This window comes from Bradyrhizobium sp. (genome assembly GCF_035484855.1).
In the GTDB taxonomy this organism is placed as follows: Bacteria; Pseudomonadota; Alphaproteobacteria; order Rhizobiales; family Xanthobacteraceae; genus Bradyrhizobium.
In genome coordinates, this window is record NZ_DATHOP010000167.1 from 1 (window position 1) to 16386 (window position 16386).

Consider the following 16386-nt stretch of genomic DNA (forward strand, 5'->3'; position numbering starts at 1 on the left):
GAGACGAGTGCCCCGAGCCGAATGAAGAATGGCGATATCATCGGCATAGCCTACGCTCTCAGGCAGCAAAGCTTGAAGTACCCTCACTAGGTTGCAAGGGCCAATTGCGTCAACCGAAAACCCGCCGAATGCTCAATTTTGAATGAAGCACGTGCGACTTCCGGTATGGGTCCAATCGCAACCAAATTGGGCGGTCCGTGTGAGGTCGGCTCTACCCCCATGACCGGACATGCCGCGACTACTTGGGCATGTCAGTTTCGTGCCAGAAGGCGACCTTGTAGTGACGGTGGGTTCAGCGCAAGCGCGCTCACCGAAGCATCAAGGACCGTTGATGGGTGTTCCACGAACGGCGCAGTCATGTGGCAGTGTTTTCCGTGCTGTCTTCGATACGAACGACCGATCCTATGAACGTGTAGCCTCTTCCTCTAACGTTGGCGATATATCGGTTGCCGAATTGGTCATCCCAGAGTGCCTTGCGGATGGCGGCCACGTGGACCCGGAGGCTGCCCTCCTCCACGATGACGTTCGGCCAGATGTGATCAATGAGCTCCTTTTTTCCGATGACCTCGCCTGGACGTTCGGCGAGATAGACCAAAATATCGAACGCCCGACTGCCAAGCGGAAGCGCGACACCGTCGCGCCGCAGCATCCTCTTGCTACCCGAAAGCTCAAACCGACCAAATCTCAACGTTCTGTTGCGTGCTGTCGCGATTGGCTGCTTGATTTCATGGGTAATCGATGCGGTGAGTTGCCCGATCGTTGCGACGCGGTTGGCATGCGCCAGCTCGCTCTTTATCTCGCGATATTGCCGCTCGCGACGGGTGCTCTCCAGCGCAACGGTCGCCTGCGCGGCGAAGTCCGTGATCAAGTCAATCTGCGCGTCCGTGAACGGCTGTACCTGGGTGCGGGCAATACCGATTGCACCGATCAGCTGATCTTCCTTGAGCATAGGCACGAGGAGTAATGTCCGAGCGCCGAACGATTTGGCCCGAGAGAACTCACGATAAGCCGGCTCTGCTGCCATGTCGGCGACGTGGACCGGCGATCTGCTTTCGACGAGTCGAGCCCTAGGACTGCTTGGAAGCACGGGAAAAACGCGCCCTTGGTCCCAACCGGCATAGTACGGAACTGGCGCAGCTCTTAGCGAAACAACACGATAGTCGTTTCCCTTGAAGAGCGTTAAGCTGCTCAACTCTGCGCGACAAAGGCGCGTCGCGTTCGCGACGATCGTGTCGAAGATGGGCTGCAAGTCCTGCGGCGAGTTCGCAATGGCGCGCAGTACTTCCGAGATCGCCGTCTGTTGCTCGATGAGTTCGGTCACCCGATCTTGCAGCTCAGAAGCGGTCCTTTCTCCGTGGATACTCTCGTGCATGCGAAGTAGTTCCTCGGCTTAGATGGTGCGCGCAGCATACCAGCTCCAGCCGCAGTTCGCGATAGCTCCCATGGCTGTCTGGGCCATGCGAACCGAATGTCCGAGGTCCGCACCGGGTCAACAACAGAAGTGGCTCAGCCTGAATAGTATGTCGGTTTCTGCCCTCAACAGCGGACATGCGGCGACTGCATCGGAATGTCGGTTTCGTGCCAAAACCAGACGTGGTCTCTGTACGATAAACCCGGTTAGCTCAGATTGCGCCGTTCGATCACCGGGGATATGCCGGGGTCTTCCTATGTGACCCGCTTCATCGGCGGCGCGATCCACTTTCCTTCCAATGCTTCGGGCTTCGGCCAGTAAAGTCGCATGACAACGAGGAACGGTCCCTCGGGCGCAGGCAGCCAGTTCGTCTCCTTATCGGCACCAGGGGATTTGTTTTGGAAGTAGAGTGTAAACCCACCATCGGCATCCTTCTTGAATTGCGGGATCATCGGCGAGTTGAGCAGGTACCGATTCAGCGGATTATCCACCATCAATTGCGCGGGGAAATCGTACATGGTCATTGACCAAAATGCGTTGACGGGCGGCAACTGGTCCGGCGTGAAGCGAATGCTGTAGCGGTTGGCGCCGTCCAGCTTCTGCCCGTCAGCATCGACGGCATACGATGGATACATGGCCTCCTGCTGCGAATTGCCGTAAATTCCATATACGGCACCCGCCATCCGATAGAGGTAGTTGTTCTTTAAAAACTCCCGCGTGCCGAAAAATTTGCCGGTGCTCACTTCGCGCGCGTCAATTTGTTTCTGCAAGGCCGCATGTTCAGCCCATGCGTCAGCCATTCCTTGTTCAATGGCAATCTTCATGTCGGGCGCGAGCTTCGCGACGTCGAAGGTCTTACCTGCGCCAACGCCGATCTTGGCAAATCGCTCCATCAGCGCGGTTTCCGAAGGAACGGTAGGGCAAACCCGCAGGACGAAGTTCAGGATGTTGAAGAACTCCGCCGACGTTCTTTGCTCTGCCGGTGTAAGCGGCTTGATGAAATCAATGGCCGGCGCGGCGTTGGGCGCGGGCTGGCCGAGAAAGTCTGAGAGCGTCTGCACCTTATAGCCGGCCTGCACCTTCTTCACATTGTCGAGGTCGGCCGGGCTGAACAGTTGCGTGCGATACCCGGGGAACGCAAGTTCGGTCTCCGAGCGAAACACCTTGTCGATGCCCTTGGGGGTCTCGCCTTTCCAATCCGGTCCGGCAAGAAGGAATGTCCCGCCTCCGTTGCCGCTCGTGCGAGTGCCAATGTAATCGAAGTTTTGCGTGTAGTAGTCGATGAGCTGGACGCTGAAATAGCGATCCTTCTCCATCGCCGGCACGGTGAGCACGAGGGGTTCGGCACGCAGGTCGGCGCCGACCATGGAGTAAAGGGTGTCCGAGTTCGCCGTTTGGATCGCCTTGTCTGCTGCGGTGAACAGTCGCGCGCTGTTCCAAATCCGGTTCCAAGGCGCTTTGTACTCGCGATTCTTGGTGTCCACGAAGTAGGCATATTGGACGCGATAATTATCCACGACCGGGAAGCCATAAATGTATGCCTCCTTGGCAATGGCGCGGGCTTCCGCGGGGCTTATTGTGGTTTGAGCGAGCGCCGGTACGAAACGGAGCGCCGGAACTAGAGCGATGCCGCCAGCAAAGGATCTTCGTGTGATGGATTTCATGGTTCTGGACCTTGTTTGGCTCGTGGCGAGTGTAATGAAGTCGCTAAGCGAGTGCAGCCCGAAGCGTCATGCAACCTTTCTCAGCGGCGGTTTCTCCCACTTGCCATCCAGCGCTTCGGCCTTTGGCCAGTAGAGCCGCAAATACATGCGGAAAGGTCCGCTCGGTGCGGGAAGCCAGTTGGCCTCCTTGTCCTTGCCGGGATTTTCGTTCTGGATCAGCAACGTCAGGCCTCCGTCTGAATCCTTTGCAAACTGCGGCATCATCGGCGAGTTGAGCAGGTAGCGGTTGATCGGGTTGTCGACCAACAGGCTTTCCGGCATTTTATACATGGTCAGCGACCAGAACGCGTTGACCGGCGGCAATTCGCCCGGTGCGAAGCGCAACCTGTATTTATTGGCGCCGTTCAGCTTCTGGTTCGCATCATCCAAGCCGTAAAATGGATAGATGGCCTCCACTTTCGAATTGCCGTAGATGCCAAGCACAGCGGCGCTCATGCGGTAGAGATAGTTGTTCCCCAGGAATTTCCGCGTGCCGAATACGTCACCTGACGTCAATTTACCTGCGTCAAACTTTTGCAGCAGCGCGGCGAAGTCGGCCCAGGCATCGGTCCTGCCGTCCTCGATAGCCTTGGTCATTTCGGGCGATAGCTTGCTTGCGTCGAAAGTCTTTCCTCCGCCGACGCCGATCCTGGCGAAGCGCTTCATCAATTCCACTTCCGACGGGTCTGTCGGGCAGTAGCGCAGCACGAAGTTTAGAATGCTGAAGAACTCCAGGGACGTCTTCTGCGTCTCTACGGTAAGCGGCGTGACGAAATCGATCGCGGGGGCGGCCTTGGACGCCGGCTTTCCGAGAAAGGAGGACAGGGGTTGGACTTTGAAACCGGCCTGCACTTTCTTCACGTTGTCGATGTCATCAGGATCGAAAAGCTGGACGCGATAGATCGGCATCAGGAGGTCGGTCTCGGAACGAATGACCTTCTTGATGCCCTTGGGGGTTTCGCCCTTCCAGCCCGGGCCCACGACCAGCAGGTTTGCCGCATCGTTTCCTGTCGTGCTGGTGCCGGCGTAATCGATATTGAATGTATAGGCATCCGTGAACTGGATGCTGTAGTAACGGTTCTTCTCGACCTCGGGCACGGTGAGCACATAAGGCTCGGTGCGCAGATCGAGCCCCAGCCAGGAATAGGGCGTGTCCGAGTTGGGAGTTTGAATGGCCGTGTCCGCCGGCGTGTAGACGCGGGGCGTGTTGGCAATCTGACCCCATGGCGCCTTGAACTCGGGACCTTTGCTGTCCACGAAATATTTGTACTGGATGCGGTAGCTATCCACCAAGGGGAAGCCGTAGACATAAGCCTCCTTGGCGATGGCGCGCGCTTCCGCGGGCGAGATGCCGGTTTGCGCCCATACCGCCGGGAAGCTGAGTGTGGGGAGTACAGCAATGCCTCCGGCAAAGCTCCGTCGCGTAATGCTGGTCATTCCTATTCCCTTTCCCCGACGCTGATCGTCAAAAAACTGAGAGAAGGCGGTTGCCCGCGCTTTGTGGTCGTACAGCAGTCTGAGTGGCGTCTGTCAGCGCCGGCCGACTCGATTGACCGGACCCCCCCGGTTCATGGCATGTCCATGCCGTACCACGGCGCGCGCGACCGGCCGCGGCCGCAACACGACGCCGGGCCTTACGATGCATCCGGTTGGGTATGCGACGTATTGGCAGTAAATGACGGCGCTGGCCTGTTCAGTGCTTGCAGCCATAAACCCCGTTATCAGCAGCGCCGATAGCGCAATTGAAAGTTTCATTTTGATCTCCTCCACGTTCGACGTTGTTGTTGGTTGAAGGGCTATCAAACGGCCGCGTGGCAAACTATTGGCCCGGGGGACAATGGCCGACCGAAGGTCGTCGGCACTCCTGCCGGGTTCGTCGGCATCAACCGGCGCAATTTTGCTTGAATTTTATTCTTTCGACGGCGGATTCAAATCTCGCTGTCCGGCAACGCGACGTGAAAAACGGCGCCACGGGGATGGTTGTCCGATACCCTGATGTGACCACCATGGGCCTCGACGATGGATTGGCAAATGGCCAGTCCTATTCCTGTTCCGGTAGGTTTCGTCGAAAAGAATGGCTCCAGAATGCGCTTCTTGTCCTTCGAATCTATTCCCGGCCCGGAATCCTCGACGGTGATCAGGATACCGGAATGCTCCTGAATGAAATCCGATTTGATCCGCAGCAGACGGACCCCGTCGGTGACGGTTCGCATCGCTTCAATGGCGTTCATGAACAAATTCAGGAAAACCTGCTGCAATTGCGCTCGATCTGCAAAGAGTTGGGGAAGCCCCGCACGCAGTTCAGTCGATACCGTTACCTGTCGAGACCGCAAATCGGCGTCAACCAGTTTGAGCACCTCCTGAAGGAGGTTGTTTGCGTCGATGCGCGCCCTCTGGTTGGTCTCGCGCTTGAACATCGCCCGAAGGCTGGTGATCACCGCACTCGCACGATCGCCGTCACTGACAATGGCGTCTAGTGCGGCGCGCGCTTCCTCGATATTTGGTGGTGTTCCCGCAAGCAAGATAAGTGCGGCATGGCTGTTGTTGGTCATGGCGGCGATCGGCTGGGTCACTTCATGGGCGATGGAAGCCGCCATCGCGTCCATCGCGATCTTTCGCCCCTCCTGGTTGCTGCGTCGCCTCAATGTCGAATAGACGAGATTCGAATAGAGCGCCATGGTTTCGGAAAGCAGAACGAGCAGAACCGAAAACACGGCGACGAAAGCATAAAGCCGGCTGGCATAGTATCCAAAGGTGAAGCGGCCCGTGACGGAAGCTGTCACCACGGTTTCCGCCAGCCACGCGCAACACATGACCATCAGCCATAGATCGAGCACGGAACGCCGGCGAACCCACAACAACGCGAGCGCGCCGGCGTTGAACGCGGCGGTCAAGGCGCCGATCAGCAGGAGGATCGATCGGTTCGCCTTCACGGCGCCGTCCATGATTGCCGGCAGGAACCCATCCCCTTCGATGGCAACCCAGGTCAGAACGCAGACCACCAGTGTTACCAGCGCGACGCTCCAGCCGATGACGGTTGCTGGCGAGCGCTCGGAGCCGTTGGGGGCGTTGTGCTCGTCCTTCAGCAATACGTAGCCGATTACGGCCACCGGCGATCCAATGTGCCAAAAGTAATAGAGCCAGGCGGTGGTCTGCACTCCGGCGCCCAGCAGGCCCGTCGGTGCGAAGGCGCCCGGAAAGGTCAAGGCATGTGGAATGACAATCAAGGCCGTATACAGAAAGCCAATCGCAAGCACCAAAAGAGCCCGCGACCGCATGATGGAAAATTGTGCGAACAGCAGAGCTGCAGTGACGAGGTCGTTGAAAATGATGGCTGTCTCGAAGGCCGGAATGAATGCGTCCACCCTCGGTAACTGGACGTTCGTAAACGGTATGGTCAGGAGGAATGCGACAAAAAGGGCCGCGACGCCGCCGATCGCCAGTCGGGTCTGTCCCCTCGACGGCGGCAAAGTCGCCAGGAGTAGCTGCTGCTCGTCATGCTCCCTGTACAACGCCATGATCCTGCATGCGGTAACTGGATGAGCCGTAGAGGTCGCGTTCAGGCGCCTTATTTCACGCCGGTTCATCTCTGCAGATGGCACATCCATCCACGTCGTTGACGATCATGGCGCGCGCAAGTTACTGTTGCAAGGCGGCTTATGACCTATGCTGCATTGCTGATATCGCCGCTAAAGCATCCTTACTTGAAGAGGCTGAGTCGATCGGATTTCCATAGCGGGCTTGAAAAAATGACCGGCGTACCGGTGATACATATCGTGGACGACGACGCATCGTTTCGCGGCTCGATGTCACGGTTGTTGCGGGCATCCGGCTACCAGACGGAGCTTTATGAATCCGGCGATGCATTGCTGCAGAAGTTACCGATCGTTGAATCCGGCTGTATTCTTCTGGACCTGCGGATGTCCGGCTTGCAGGGCTTCGAACTGCAGGAGCGCCTCGCGAAATCAGGCAATATCCTGCCGATCATTTTCCTGACAGGGCATGGCGATATTGAAGCCGGTGTCCGGGCCATGAAGGCGGGAGCGGAAGACTTTCTTACCAAGCCGGTGTCTCGAGAAGCGCTGTTCGAATGCGTCGAACGCGCGCTCGCACGCAACGTTCAACAGCGCCAGCAGCAGGACCGGATGAACGCCATGCGCAGGCTTGTGGCGAACCTCACGCCACGCGAGGCAGAGGTGTTTGCGCTTGTCGTCCGGGGCAAGCTTAACAAGCAGATCGCCCATGAACTGGGGACGACGGTGCGCACCATCAAAGCCCACAGGCAGGCAGCCATGGAAAAACTCCACGTTGCCTCCTTTGCGGAGGCCGTGTCGATAGCCGAGCGTTTGGGCATGCTCGCACCATAGGTTGACCGGTTTTCAAGCCTGATGGATCGTGCGATCTCAGTCGGTATTGGACCCAGGGACAATATCCTGAGGAACCGTTAGGTCTAAATGTGCCGGACAGGGCAACTGATCGGGCATCGAGCTGGGAAAAGGCATGGCAACTCAGCCAAGGGGCGTGATCGTGGTCGATGACGACCCGGGATTCTTAAGCAGCGTAGTCCGCCTGCTGTCCGTCCACGGCTTCCAAGTCCGCACCTTCAATTCGGCCGAGGCGCTGCTCGACAGCGACGCCGCCACGACCGCGAACCCCATGCTGCTCGATATCCATCTCGGAGGGATTTCGGGCATCGAGCTGCAGCGGCGGCTCGCGGCGTCGGGATCCAGTTGCCCGGTCATCTTCATGACGGCAATCGACGATGATGCCACGCGCAAAGAGGCGATGAACGCCGGCTGCATCGCCTATTTGAAAAAACCCTTTGCACCGAATCTCTTGTTGGACGCCCTGAACAAGGCAGGGGCTTAGCGGGAAGCGGAGAACTCTGATTTTCTTGCCCTGGTTGACCCAAGGGACAATAGCGCCGGAACCCCGGCTATGGCCTGTTCATCCGACCAGACCTTCTCGCCATGTTTCTTGCGATTTGCAGGTGGAGGCGTTTGTTGTCCAAGGATCCCAATCGCGGTGGTGCGCTGTCGGTGAAATCATCGACCGTCGTGCTGTTTCCCCAGCAGCCCGCCCTGCAGCTGATCTACGATACGGCGCCGATCGGCCTTGCGTTCCTTTCTCCCGACTGCCGCTATCTGCAGATCAATCAGCGCCTGACGGAAATATGTGGCATCTCGGTCGAGGACCATCTCGGGCGCTCGGTCAGGGATTGCGTGCCGGCGCTGGCCGATGCGGTTGAGGGAATTGTCGGTTCGATCATGAAGACCGGCGAACCGGTGATTGGCGTCGAAGTCGCCGGCCAGCGTGCCGACCAGGCTGACGAACGATTCTGGATCACCTATTGGCATCCGTTGCGCAGCCCGAGCGGTGAAGTTGTCGGCGTCAATGTCGCGGCTGAAGAGATCACCGAGCGCAAGCGCGCGGAAGCTGCGCTGCTGGCCGGCGAACGGGAGATACGCGCCGCCCGGGATGCGGCCGAAGCCGCGCTTCGAAATTTGCGGGAGACTCAAAACTCGCTGATCGAAGCGGAAAAGCTCGCCGCGCTCGGCCGGTTGGTGGCGGGCATTGCGCACGAGATCAACAATCCCGTCGGAACGAGCCTGACCGTGGCCTCCACGCTGGAACGCAAGGCCGCCATGATCGCGAAGGAGATGGAGCAGGGCACGTTGCGACGATCGAGCCTGAACGAGTTCATCGGGATCAGCCGCGAGGCATCATCGCAACTGGTTGCCAACCTCGACCATGCGGCCGCGCTGATCCAATCGTTCAAGCAGGTTGCCACCGACCGGAATTACTCAAATCAGCGCGTCTTCGATCTCCGCGACCTGACCGAGCAGGTCGCCATGAGTCTGCGGCCCGGCCTGGGAAAGAAAAATCTGATTTTCAACGTCGAGTGCGAAACCGATCTGATCATGAACAGCTATCCGGGACCATACGGGCAGGTCCTGACCAACCTCTTTCACAACTCGGTCGCGCACGCCTTTCCCGCCGCCGGCGGCGGCGCCATCGACATCAAGGTGCAGGCATTCGGGAGCGACCATGTCGAAATCATTTTTTCCGATGATGGTTGCGGCATGAGTCCCGAGGTCAGACGCAAGGCGTTCGATCCGTTCTTCACGACACGCCGCGATCAAGGCCACACCGGCCTCGGCCTCCATATTGTCCACACCATCGTCGCGAATTGTCTGGGGGGCCGTCTCACCCTCGATAGCGCGCCCGGCAAGGGAACGAAGATCCAGCTGATTTTGCCGCGAAGCGCATCCTTGGCGCCGGCCGCCCCGTAACCGGATCGCATCGCAGGCTTCTTCGGCCCGATCTCCGATTTGCCCGTCGGGTCGTTTTGTCGCAGGGTTGTCAAGCTTTTTTAGCAAGATTCTGCTTTGCAGAAGATTCGGATTATCCTATATTGCTCCCGTCCCGTCCCACCAAAGGGGCGTTTCGCGGTCGTCACTAAACGCGGGGCGGGATGCGGTGGACGTGGATGTGCCTTTGACGAATGGCGCAGACCGCGGACGGAAAAGACGCGTGGTCCTGGCACCTCGACGCTGGTGTCAAGTTCGTGAAGGGAAACTTTCACGGGTGACGGTGGCCAAAAAGCCCGAGCACCGGGGAGAGCGCGCCCATAATCCGTAAACCATTGCGTGGGGAATGCCGGTGATTCCGGTGTGACCTGACAACGCGTGTGCGCTCTACCACTACTCATTGCACACGTGGCTATCGGGCGCATCGGCCGCCCGGCATTCCCTGCGCCCTTTCTTCCGAGAGGGCGGAACGAAAAGCAATACCTCGCGCAACCACATGCGGCGAGATCGCGAAGTCATGTCTTGCCGTCATTGCGAGCACAGCGAAGCAATCCATCGAGCAGCAAGCAAGAAAGATGGATTGCTTCGCTTACGCTCGCAATGACGATGTGAAGCGAAATCGCGAACCAATGCACAGTGCGCTCCCCTCCCTCCATCCGCCGAAACCTCTGGCGAAGGCGGATGGCGGGGAGAGGTCGTGGGGGGTCTATCGGGGTTCAACCGGCATGATTATCGACATTTCGGACCGGCATGATTCCCGACAGTTTCCGTTGAGCGGGCTGTTCACCCGGTCCGCGGAGCCGCTCACGAAGCGGAGCGAACGGGGTGAACAGACCGCGGCGGCGCTGCCGAGCAGCGCAATGAACTCGCGTCTTTTCATCCGGTTCGTTCCCCCGGCCGGACTGTCATCCAATCCCTGCCATTGCGCCGCTCCCCTGCATCATCCCAGCTTGCCGACCTCGGCCTCGACCAGCGACCAGCATTTCGAGCCGAGCTTTTCTTTCCAGATCGCGTAAACGGCCGGAAGCCTGGCGCGGAAGGCGGCCTGGTCGACCTCGTTGAACACCAGGCCGCGTCTTGCAAAATCCTCGCGCAGGCCGGCGTTGAGCGCGGCCTGGTCCTGGCGCTGCTGGCGGACATATTTGGTGACGTTGCGCTCGATCGTGCTCTTGATGTCGTCGGGCAGCGCTTTCCAGGTGGCGGGGTGGGCCATCGCGTTGAAGCCGGACCACATGTGATTGGTGAGGCTTACATACTTCACCAGTTCGTAGAGCTTGAATCCTTCCACGATCGCCAGCGGATTTTCCTGCGCGTCGACCTTGCCGGTCTTCAGCGCGTCGTAGATATGGTTGGCCGACGTCGTTACCGGCTGGGCGCCGAACGCGGCAAAGGTGTCGAGCATCATCTGTCCCGGCGGAACACGGATTTTCATGCCGGCGAAGTCTTCCGGCGTCGTGACCGGGCGAGTGATCGACGCCACCTCCCGCATGCCGTTGTCGAAGCCCGCCACCGGAAACAAATACATGCCTTTGGCCGCCATCTCCTCGCCGATATATCTTCCGAGCGGGCCGTCGATCGCCTTGTGCGCTTCCGAGGCCTGCTTGAACGCGAACGGCAGTTGCTGGGCTTCGGCGACCGGAACCACCGTGCCGATGATGCCGCCCATCAGGGTGAAGAACTGGATTTCGCCGGCGATCAGCATTTTCAGCGCGTCGGGATCGCCGCCTGGCAGCTTGTTGTTCTCAGGATAGACCGTGGTCTCGACCCGGCCGTTGGTCTCGGCGGCAATAGCCTGCCACATTGCGGTAAGGTTCTTGTGCAGCGGGCCGGAGGCCGCCTGATTGTGATATTGCGAAAACCTGTATTCGGCGGCCAGCGTCGGCCTGACGATCAGGGTCGTTCCCGCCGCCACCGCGCCCGACAATATCGATCGTCGTGTCCATTTGCTGCGCATCAAATCCTCCCGGTCCCGCCTTGTGCCGGGCGGGTTTGTTTTGCGGCGGAACAGTCGTCGAAATCAGGTCGCTTCGCCACGAAAATCCGACCAGGACAGCCGCAAAGCTTAAGATTTCTTAAGGGCTGTTGGCCCTATTGGTGGAGGACGCGCGTCCCGTCCGCGCGCAAGGGATTTTGCATGGCCGACCAAGCCCCGACGATCGCTCCGAACGCAAGCGCGATCCCCGCGGCGCTTGTCAACGTCTGCTTCGTGCTGGCCGTCATCAACATCGTCTATTTCCCGATCGCCTATCTCTCGCATTGGTGGATCTACGATCCGCAAGGCCTGGGCATCCCGACCGATTTCGTCAACGTCTGGGCCGCAGGCCGGCTGGCGATCGAGGGCCATCCGGCGCAGGCCTGGGATTGGGATATCCAGCGGCAGGTTGAACTTGCGCTGCTGCGTCAGGAGTTCCCCGGCTATTTCGCCTGGCACTATCCGCCGCCGTTCCTGTTCGTCGCCGCTCTGCTCGGACATTTTCCCTACAGCGTAGCCTTCATCGGCTGGGTCTCGGCGAGTTTTGTGCCCTACCTCGTGATGATGCGCGCGATCGTCGGCCGCAGTTTTGGTTTGCTGCTCGCGATTGCGTTTCCGATGGTGTTCAACAACACCCTGGTTGGACAAAACGGCTTTCTCACCGCCGCCCTGATCGGCGGCACGCTGTATCTGATACCGGTGCGGCCGATGCTGGCCGGCATCTGCCTCGGGCTGTTGAGCTACAAGCCGCAATACGGATTGTTGTTTCCGCTGGTGCTGATCGCGGCCTCGCAGTGGACGGTGTTCTTCGCGGCCGGCGTGACCGCGGTTGCGATGGCCTTTGTCTCCTGGCTCGCCTTCGGCACCGAAAGTTGGCAGGCCTTCTTCCACTGGATGCCGATGTTCTCGCAGGCCTTCCTGACCGAGGGCAAGGCGACCTGGTGGAAGCTGCAGAGCCTGTTCTCGCTGGTCCGTTATCTCGGCGGCACCGAAGCTCTCGCCTGGTCGTTCCAGTGGGTGCTGACAGCCTCCGTCGCCGTCGTGCTGGTGCTGATGTGGCGCAGCCGCATTCCCTATTCGTTGAAGGCTTCCGCACTCGCGATCGGTACCTTGCTGACCACGCCCTATCTGTTCATGTACGACATGATGGTGCTGGCGGTGCCGGTCGCCTTCCTGGTTCGCATCGGGCTCAGAAGCGGCTTTCGCCCCTATGAGCTTCCGGCGCTGGGGTGCGCGGTGGCGCTGTTCCTGACCTTTACGTTCACCGGGGAGCCGGTCGGGCTCGGCATCATCCTGATCGTGGCAGCCCTCGTGTTGTGCCGCGCCGGCCCGTGGTGGCGGCGCGAGCCGGCAACACCGGCGATGGCCGCGGCCAGCGCATAGCGCCCTCCAAATCATCCTAAATGGCGGCTTGTCAGACCGTCTGAATAGGTGTTCAGTTCTTCAGAGCGATTGGCAACAAATCGCGAGCGAAAGACTGAACGACCGCGCCCAGTGATTCCCGTGGGGCGCGTCAGGGACGAGAAACGCGCCATGGTCTATCGGCGGACCCATCAAGTCGTAAAGCGCCTCGCAGCGCGGCGCAGCGCCATCCTGGCGGCGGCACGCGATGCGGCTGCCGACGGCGGCATGGCCGCGGTGCAGATTGCCCCGGTCGCGATTCGCGCCAACGTCGCCGCCGGCACCGTCTATCGCTATTTTCCCTCCAAGGCCGACCTGATTTCCGAACTGATCGCCGACGTCTCGCGCGACGAACTGGCCGCGATCCGCCGTGCGGCGGATGCGGCGCCCGGGCCGTCCTCGGCGCTGGCGGCCGCCGTCACCACGGTTGCGGTGCATGTGCTGTCGCAGCGCAAGCTAGCCTGGGGCATTCTGGCCGAGCCGGTCGATGTCGATGTCACGGCGTCGCGGCTGGCGAGCCGCCGCGAGATCGCCGGCGAAATCGCTTCACGAATCGACGCCGCGGTGCGCGCCGGACATCTGCCCGCGCAGGACACCGCATTGGCCGCAACCGCACTGCTCGGCGCGCTGCACGAATCGCTGGTCGGGCCGCTCGCGCCGGATCATCTCGACGATCCGGCCAAGACGCGCGACGCTGTGCAAACCGTGACGCTATTGGCGTTGCGCGCCGTCGGGGTGATGGACGCGCGCGCCCGTGGCCTCGTGGTGCAGGCGGTCGTGCCGGCGAAGACGCTGGTCGGCGCATAGCTCCATCGACGCAGTGTCATGCGCCGGTATCGGGGCGGACATATTCTGCCGCAATGGCGGATTAGGGAATTCGATCCGTGCAACCATCTCCAGGGAGCATCCCATGACGACGACATTCGGCTCGGCCAAATGGCAGGGCGGCATCAAGGACGGCAAGGGCGCGATCTCGACCAAGAGCGGCGCGCTGAGCGATTACCCCTATGGCTTCGCCAGCCGCTTCGAGGGCAAGCCGGGCTCCAATCCGGAAGAGCTGATCGGCGCCGCGCACTCCGCCTGCTTCACCATGGCGCTGTCGCTGATATTGGGCGAGGCCAAGCTCACCGCCGAGCATATGGAGACCAAGGCCGACGTCACGCTGGAAAAGGTCGGCAACGGTTTTGCCATCACCTCGGTGCACCTGACGCTGACCGCAAAAATCCCCGGTGCTAACAAGGCAAAATTCGAGGAGCTGGCAGGGATGGCCAAGGCCGGCTGTCCGGTGTCGAAGCTGCTCAACACCAAGATCACGCTGGACGCGACGCTGCTCTAACCGTCATTCCGGGGCGCGCGATAGCGCGAACCCGGAATCTCGAGATTCCCCGATGCGCAATTGCGCATCTGAGGTCTGGTCCTTCGGACCATCCCGGAACGACAGCGCCTCACATCTCCGCGTCGCCGTCGGGGCCGACGGAGGCGATGCGCAGCATGTTGGTGGTGCCGGGCGCGCGCAGGGGCACGCCGGCGACGATGATGACGCGTTGGCCTGCCCGTGCAAAACCGTCGCGGAACGCAATCGAGCCGGCGCGGCTGACCATGTCGTCGAGGTCCTTGCAGTCTTCCGCGACCACGCAGTGCACGCCCCAGACCGCCGACAGCTTGCGCCCGGTGGCGAGGTTGGGCGTGATCGCTACCACCGGCGGCTTCGGCCGTTCGCGCGCCACCCGCAGCGCGGTCGATCCGGAACTGGTCCAGCAGATGATCGCCGACAGATCGAGCGTCTCGGCGATCTGCCGCGCGGCGTCCGCGATCGCGTCGCCGACGGTCGGCTCCGGTTCCGCGCGCTGCGCGTTGAGGACGCCGCGATAGGTCGGGTCGCGTTCCACTTCCTCGCCGATCCGGTTCATGGTCGAGACCGCTTCGACGGGAAATTTTCCGGCGGCCGATTCGGCCGACAGCATAATGGCGTCGGCGCCTTCATAGACGGCGGTCGCGACGTCGGAGACTTCGGCGCGGGTCGGTACCGGCGACTGGATCATCGATTCCAGCATCTGGGTGGCCACCACCACCGGCTTGCCGGCACGGCGCGCCAGCCGCGTCATCTGCTTTTGCAGGCTCGGCACCCGCTCCAGCGGCAATTCGACGCCGAGATCGCCGCGCGCCACCATCAGCGCGTCGGATGCCTCGAGAATCTCAGGAAGCCGATCGATCGCCTGCGGCTTCTCGATCTTGGACATCACTGCGGCGCGGCCGCGGATGAACTTCTTGGCCTCGATGACGTCCTCGGCGCGCTGCACGAACGACAGCGCGATCCAGTCGACGCCCGTCACCAATGCGGCTTCGAGGTCGGCGCGGTCCTTCGGCGTCATGGCGGACACCGGCAGATCGGTATCGGGCAGGCTGACGCCCTTGCGGTCCGACATCTTGCCGCCGATCACTACCCGCGTGACGGCGCGATCGGGCGAGGCCTCCTCGACGATCAGGCGCACCTTGCCGTCGTCGAGCAGCAGCGCATGACCGGGCTTCAGCGCGGCGAGAATTTCCGGATGCGGCAGCTGGACGCGGGTCCTGTCGCCCGGCGTCTTGTCGGAATCGAGCACGAAGCTTTCGCCGTTGTTGAGCTGGATCGCGCCGTCGGCGAACGAGCCCAGCCGCAGTTTCGGCCCCTGCAGATCGACCAGGATGCCGATCGGCCGACCGTAGCTGGACTCGACATTGCGGATGGTTTTCACCAGCTCGCGCATCTTGTCGTGCGAGGTGTGGCTCATATTGATGCGGAATACGTCGGCGCCGGCCTCGAACAGCCGGCGAATCATCGCGCTGTCGGAGGAGGCGGGGCCAAGGGTAGCGAGGATCTTGATACGGCGTAGGCGTCTCATGGCTTGGTCCCGGGCGCTGCTGGCGGCAGACCAGTCGCACCCGGAGCCGTCCCGCCCGGCGGATTGGGCAGGCCGGGCGGGGAGCCCGGTGGATTGGAGAGACCCGGAACGTTTCCACCGGGGCCGACCGTTCCCGGCATCCCCGGCACCCGCTGCGCGGCCGGCTGCTCGTTGGATTCGGTCAGCTGCACGGTCCAGGCGCGTTGCTCGCCGGTGTCGACCTCGAAGAAGCCGGTGCGGTCGAAGCCGCGCGCCAGACAATTCTCGGTGCCCTTGATGGTGAATTCCTTGTCGCGCGAGCACATGAAAGCCTGTCCCGACCACTCGCCGCCGCGGTCGTAATCGAGCGCGTAGATATAATAATACCGCGCGACCAGCGTTCCCTTCAGGAGCGTCTCACAGCTGCGCGAGGACACGTTCCACCAGCCCTCGGTGGTCCAGCCCTCGGCATCCTTGTAGCCGAGCGCGATGCCCACCCGGCTCGATGTGTTGTTGCAGAGGCGGAAGTCTGCTGCCGCTGAACTGCTCCACAGGCACACCGCTGCGAACGCCAGCGCCGGCAGCAAACCGGCGGTCATGCGCGGGGCGAATCGGTTGGGGTGATGTGGATTTTCCGGGATCATTCAGGTGAAGCTATATCAACTTATTGACGATTTCGCGTGGACGACGCGGCGCTGTCAACGGGGATGGAGATGTTTTCAGGCCG

General features: G+C 60.9%; 12 protein-coding genes and 1 pseudogene. 6 read left to right on the top strand and 7 right to left on the bottom strand.

The genetic code is table 11. The features are described from left to right. Positions 1–355: 355 nt before the first annotated feature. The 4 genes from VK804_RS19060 to VK804_RS19080 all read right to left on the bottom strand — a co-directional run bounded on the left by VK804_RS19060 (position 356) and on the right by VK804_RS19080 (position 6632). On the bottom strand, positions 356–1372 hold the full coding sequence (locus VK804_RS19060; protein WP_325373078.1) for a winged helix-turn-helix domain-containing protein: 1017 nt from the start codon (positions 1370–1372) through the stop codon (positions 356–358). A 293-nt stretch (positions 1373–1665) separates the two neighbouring features. Beyond that, complete coding sequence (locus tag VK804_RS19065) at positions 1666–3075, bottom strand: DUF1254 domain-containing protein (RefSeq protein WP_325373080.1); 1410 nt, start codon at positions 3073–3075, stop codon at positions 1666–1668. A 66-nt stretch (positions 3076–3141) separates the two neighbouring features. Next, positions 3142–4551 (bottom strand): DUF1254 domain-containing protein, encoded by a 1410-nt coding sequence (locus VK804_RS19070; RefSeq protein WP_325373082.1) that lies wholly within the window; start codon positions 4549–4551, stop codon positions 3142–3144. 491 nt (positions 4552–5042) lie between these two features. Beyond that, complete coding sequence (locus VK804_RS19080) at positions 5043–6632, bottom strand: MASE4 domain-containing protein (protein WP_325373086.1); 1590 nt, start codon at positions 6630–6632, stop codon at positions 5043–5045. Positions 6633–6863: 231 nt separating this feature from the next. Between VK804_RS19080 and VK804_RS19085 the strand changes: the two genes are divergently transcribed. The 3 genes and pseudogenes from VK804_RS19085 to VK804_RS19095 all read left to right on the top strand — a co-directional run. Beyond that, positions 6864–7481: a response regulator transcription factor gene (locus tag VK804_RS19085; RefSeq protein ID WP_325373103.1), complete on the top strand. Its 618-nt coding sequence runs from the start codon at positions 6864–6866 to the stop codon at positions 7479–7481. A gap of 133 nt (positions 7482–7614) precedes the next feature. Further along, positions 7615–7983 carry a response regulator transcription factor gene (locus VK804_RS19090; RefSeq protein ID WP_325373088.1) on the top strand — a complete coding sequence of 123 codons (369 nt, stop codon included), beginning with the start codon at positions 7615–7617 and terminating at the stop codon, positions 7981–7983. 212 nt (positions 7984–8195) lie between these two features. Beyond that, a pseudogene (locus tag VK804_RS19095) lies at positions 8196–9407 on the top strand (ATP-binding protein); the annotation flags it as partial. Positions 9408–10365: 958 nt separating this feature from the next. On the opposite strand, the gene VK804_RS19100 reads toward VK804_RS19095, so the two are convergent. After that, positions 10366–11379 carry a TRAP transporter substrate-binding protein gene (locus tag VK804_RS19100; protein ID WP_325373091.1) on the bottom strand — a complete coding sequence of 338 codons (1014 nt, stop codon included), beginning with the start codon at positions 11377–11379 and terminating at the stop codon, positions 10366–10368. A 180-nt stretch (positions 11380–11559) separates the two neighbouring features. On the opposite strand from VK804_RS19100, the gene VK804_RS19105 reads away from it, so the two are divergent. The 3 genes from VK804_RS19105 (at position 11560) to VK804_RS19115 (ending at position 14134) form a co-directional block, all read left to right on the top strand. Further along, positions 11560–12780 (top strand): glycosyltransferase family 87 protein, encoded by a 1221-nt coding sequence (locus VK804_RS19105; RefSeq protein ID WP_325373093.1) that lies wholly within the window; start codon positions 11560–11562, stop codon positions 12778–12780. A gap of 150 nt (positions 12781–12930) precedes the next feature. Beyond that, positions 12931–13605: a TetR/AcrR family transcriptional regulator gene (locus tag VK804_RS19110; RefSeq protein ID WP_325373095.1), complete on the top strand. Its 675-nt coding sequence runs from the start codon at positions 12931–12933 to the stop codon at positions 13603–13605. Between the two features lie 103 nt (positions 13606–13708). Then, positions 13709–14134: an OsmC family protein gene (locus VK804_RS19115; protein ID WP_325373097.1), complete on the top strand. Its 426-nt coding sequence runs from the start codon at positions 13709–13711 to the stop codon at positions 14132–14134. Between the two features lie 109 nt (positions 14135–14243). Here the strand turns inward: VK804_RS19115 and pyk are convergent, their stop codons facing one another. Next, positions 14244–15680: a pyruvate kinase gene (gene pyk / locus VK804_RS19120; RefSeq protein ID WP_325373099.1), complete on the bottom strand. Its 1437-nt coding sequence runs from the start codon at positions 15678–15680 to the stop codon at positions 14244–14246. Beyond that, entirely contained in the window at positions 15677–16303 is a 627-nt protein-coding gene (locus tag VK804_RS19125; RefSeq protein WP_325373101.1) for a DUF1036 domain-containing protein, read from the bottom strand. Before VK804_RS19125 ends, pyk begins: the two co-directional genes overlap by 4 nt. Positions 16304–16386 lie beyond the last annotated feature (83 nt).

Bases quoted from the DNA above. Each gene is read 5' to 3' on its own strand.
- VK804_RS19060 (WP_325373078.1), bottom strand. From the start codon at position 1,372: ATGCACGAGAGTATCCACGGAGAAAGGACCGCTTCTGAGCTGCAAGAT.
- VK804_RS19065 (WP_325373080.1), bottom strand. From the start codon at position 3,075: ATGAAATCCATCACACGAAGATCCTTTGCTGGCGGCATCGCTCTAGTT.
- VK804_RS19070 (WP_325373082.1), bottom strand. From the start codon at position 4,551: ATGACCAGCATTACGCGACGGAGCTTTGCCGGAGGCATTGCTGTACTC.
- VK804_RS19080 (WP_325373086.1), bottom strand. From the start codon at position 6,632: ATGGCGTTGTACAGGGAGCATGACGAGCAGCAGCTACTCCTGGCGACT.
- VK804_RS19085 (WP_325373103.1), top strand. From the start codon at position 6,864: ATGACCGGCGTACCGGTGATACATATCGTGGACGACGACGCATCGTTT.
- VK804_RS19090 (WP_325373088.1), top strand. From the start codon at position 7,615: ATGGCAACTCAGCCAAGGGGCGTGATCGTGGTCGATGACGACCCGGGA.
- VK804_RS19100 (WP_325373091.1), bottom strand. From the start codon at position 11,379: ATGCGCAGCAAATGGACACGACGATCGATATTGTCGGGCGCGGTGGCG.
- VK804_RS19105 (WP_325373093.1), top strand. From the start codon at position 11,560: ATGGCCGACCAAGCCCCGACGATCGCTCCGAACGCAAGCGCGATCCCC.
- VK804_RS19110 (WP_325373095.1), top strand. From the start codon at position 12,931: ATGGTCTATCGGCGGACCCATCAAGTCGTAAAGCGCCTCGCAGCGCGG.
- VK804_RS19115 (WP_325373097.1), top strand. From the start codon at position 13,709: ATGACGACGACATTCGGCTCGGCCAAATGGCAGGGCGGCATCAAGGAC.
- pyk (WP_325373099.1), bottom strand. From the start codon at position 15,680: ATGAGACGCCTACGCCGTATCAAGATCCTCGCTACCCTTGGCCCCGCC.
- VK804_RS19125 (WP_325373101.1), bottom strand. From the start codon at position 16,303: ATGATCCCGGAAAATCCACATCACCCCAACCGATTCGCCCCGCGCATG.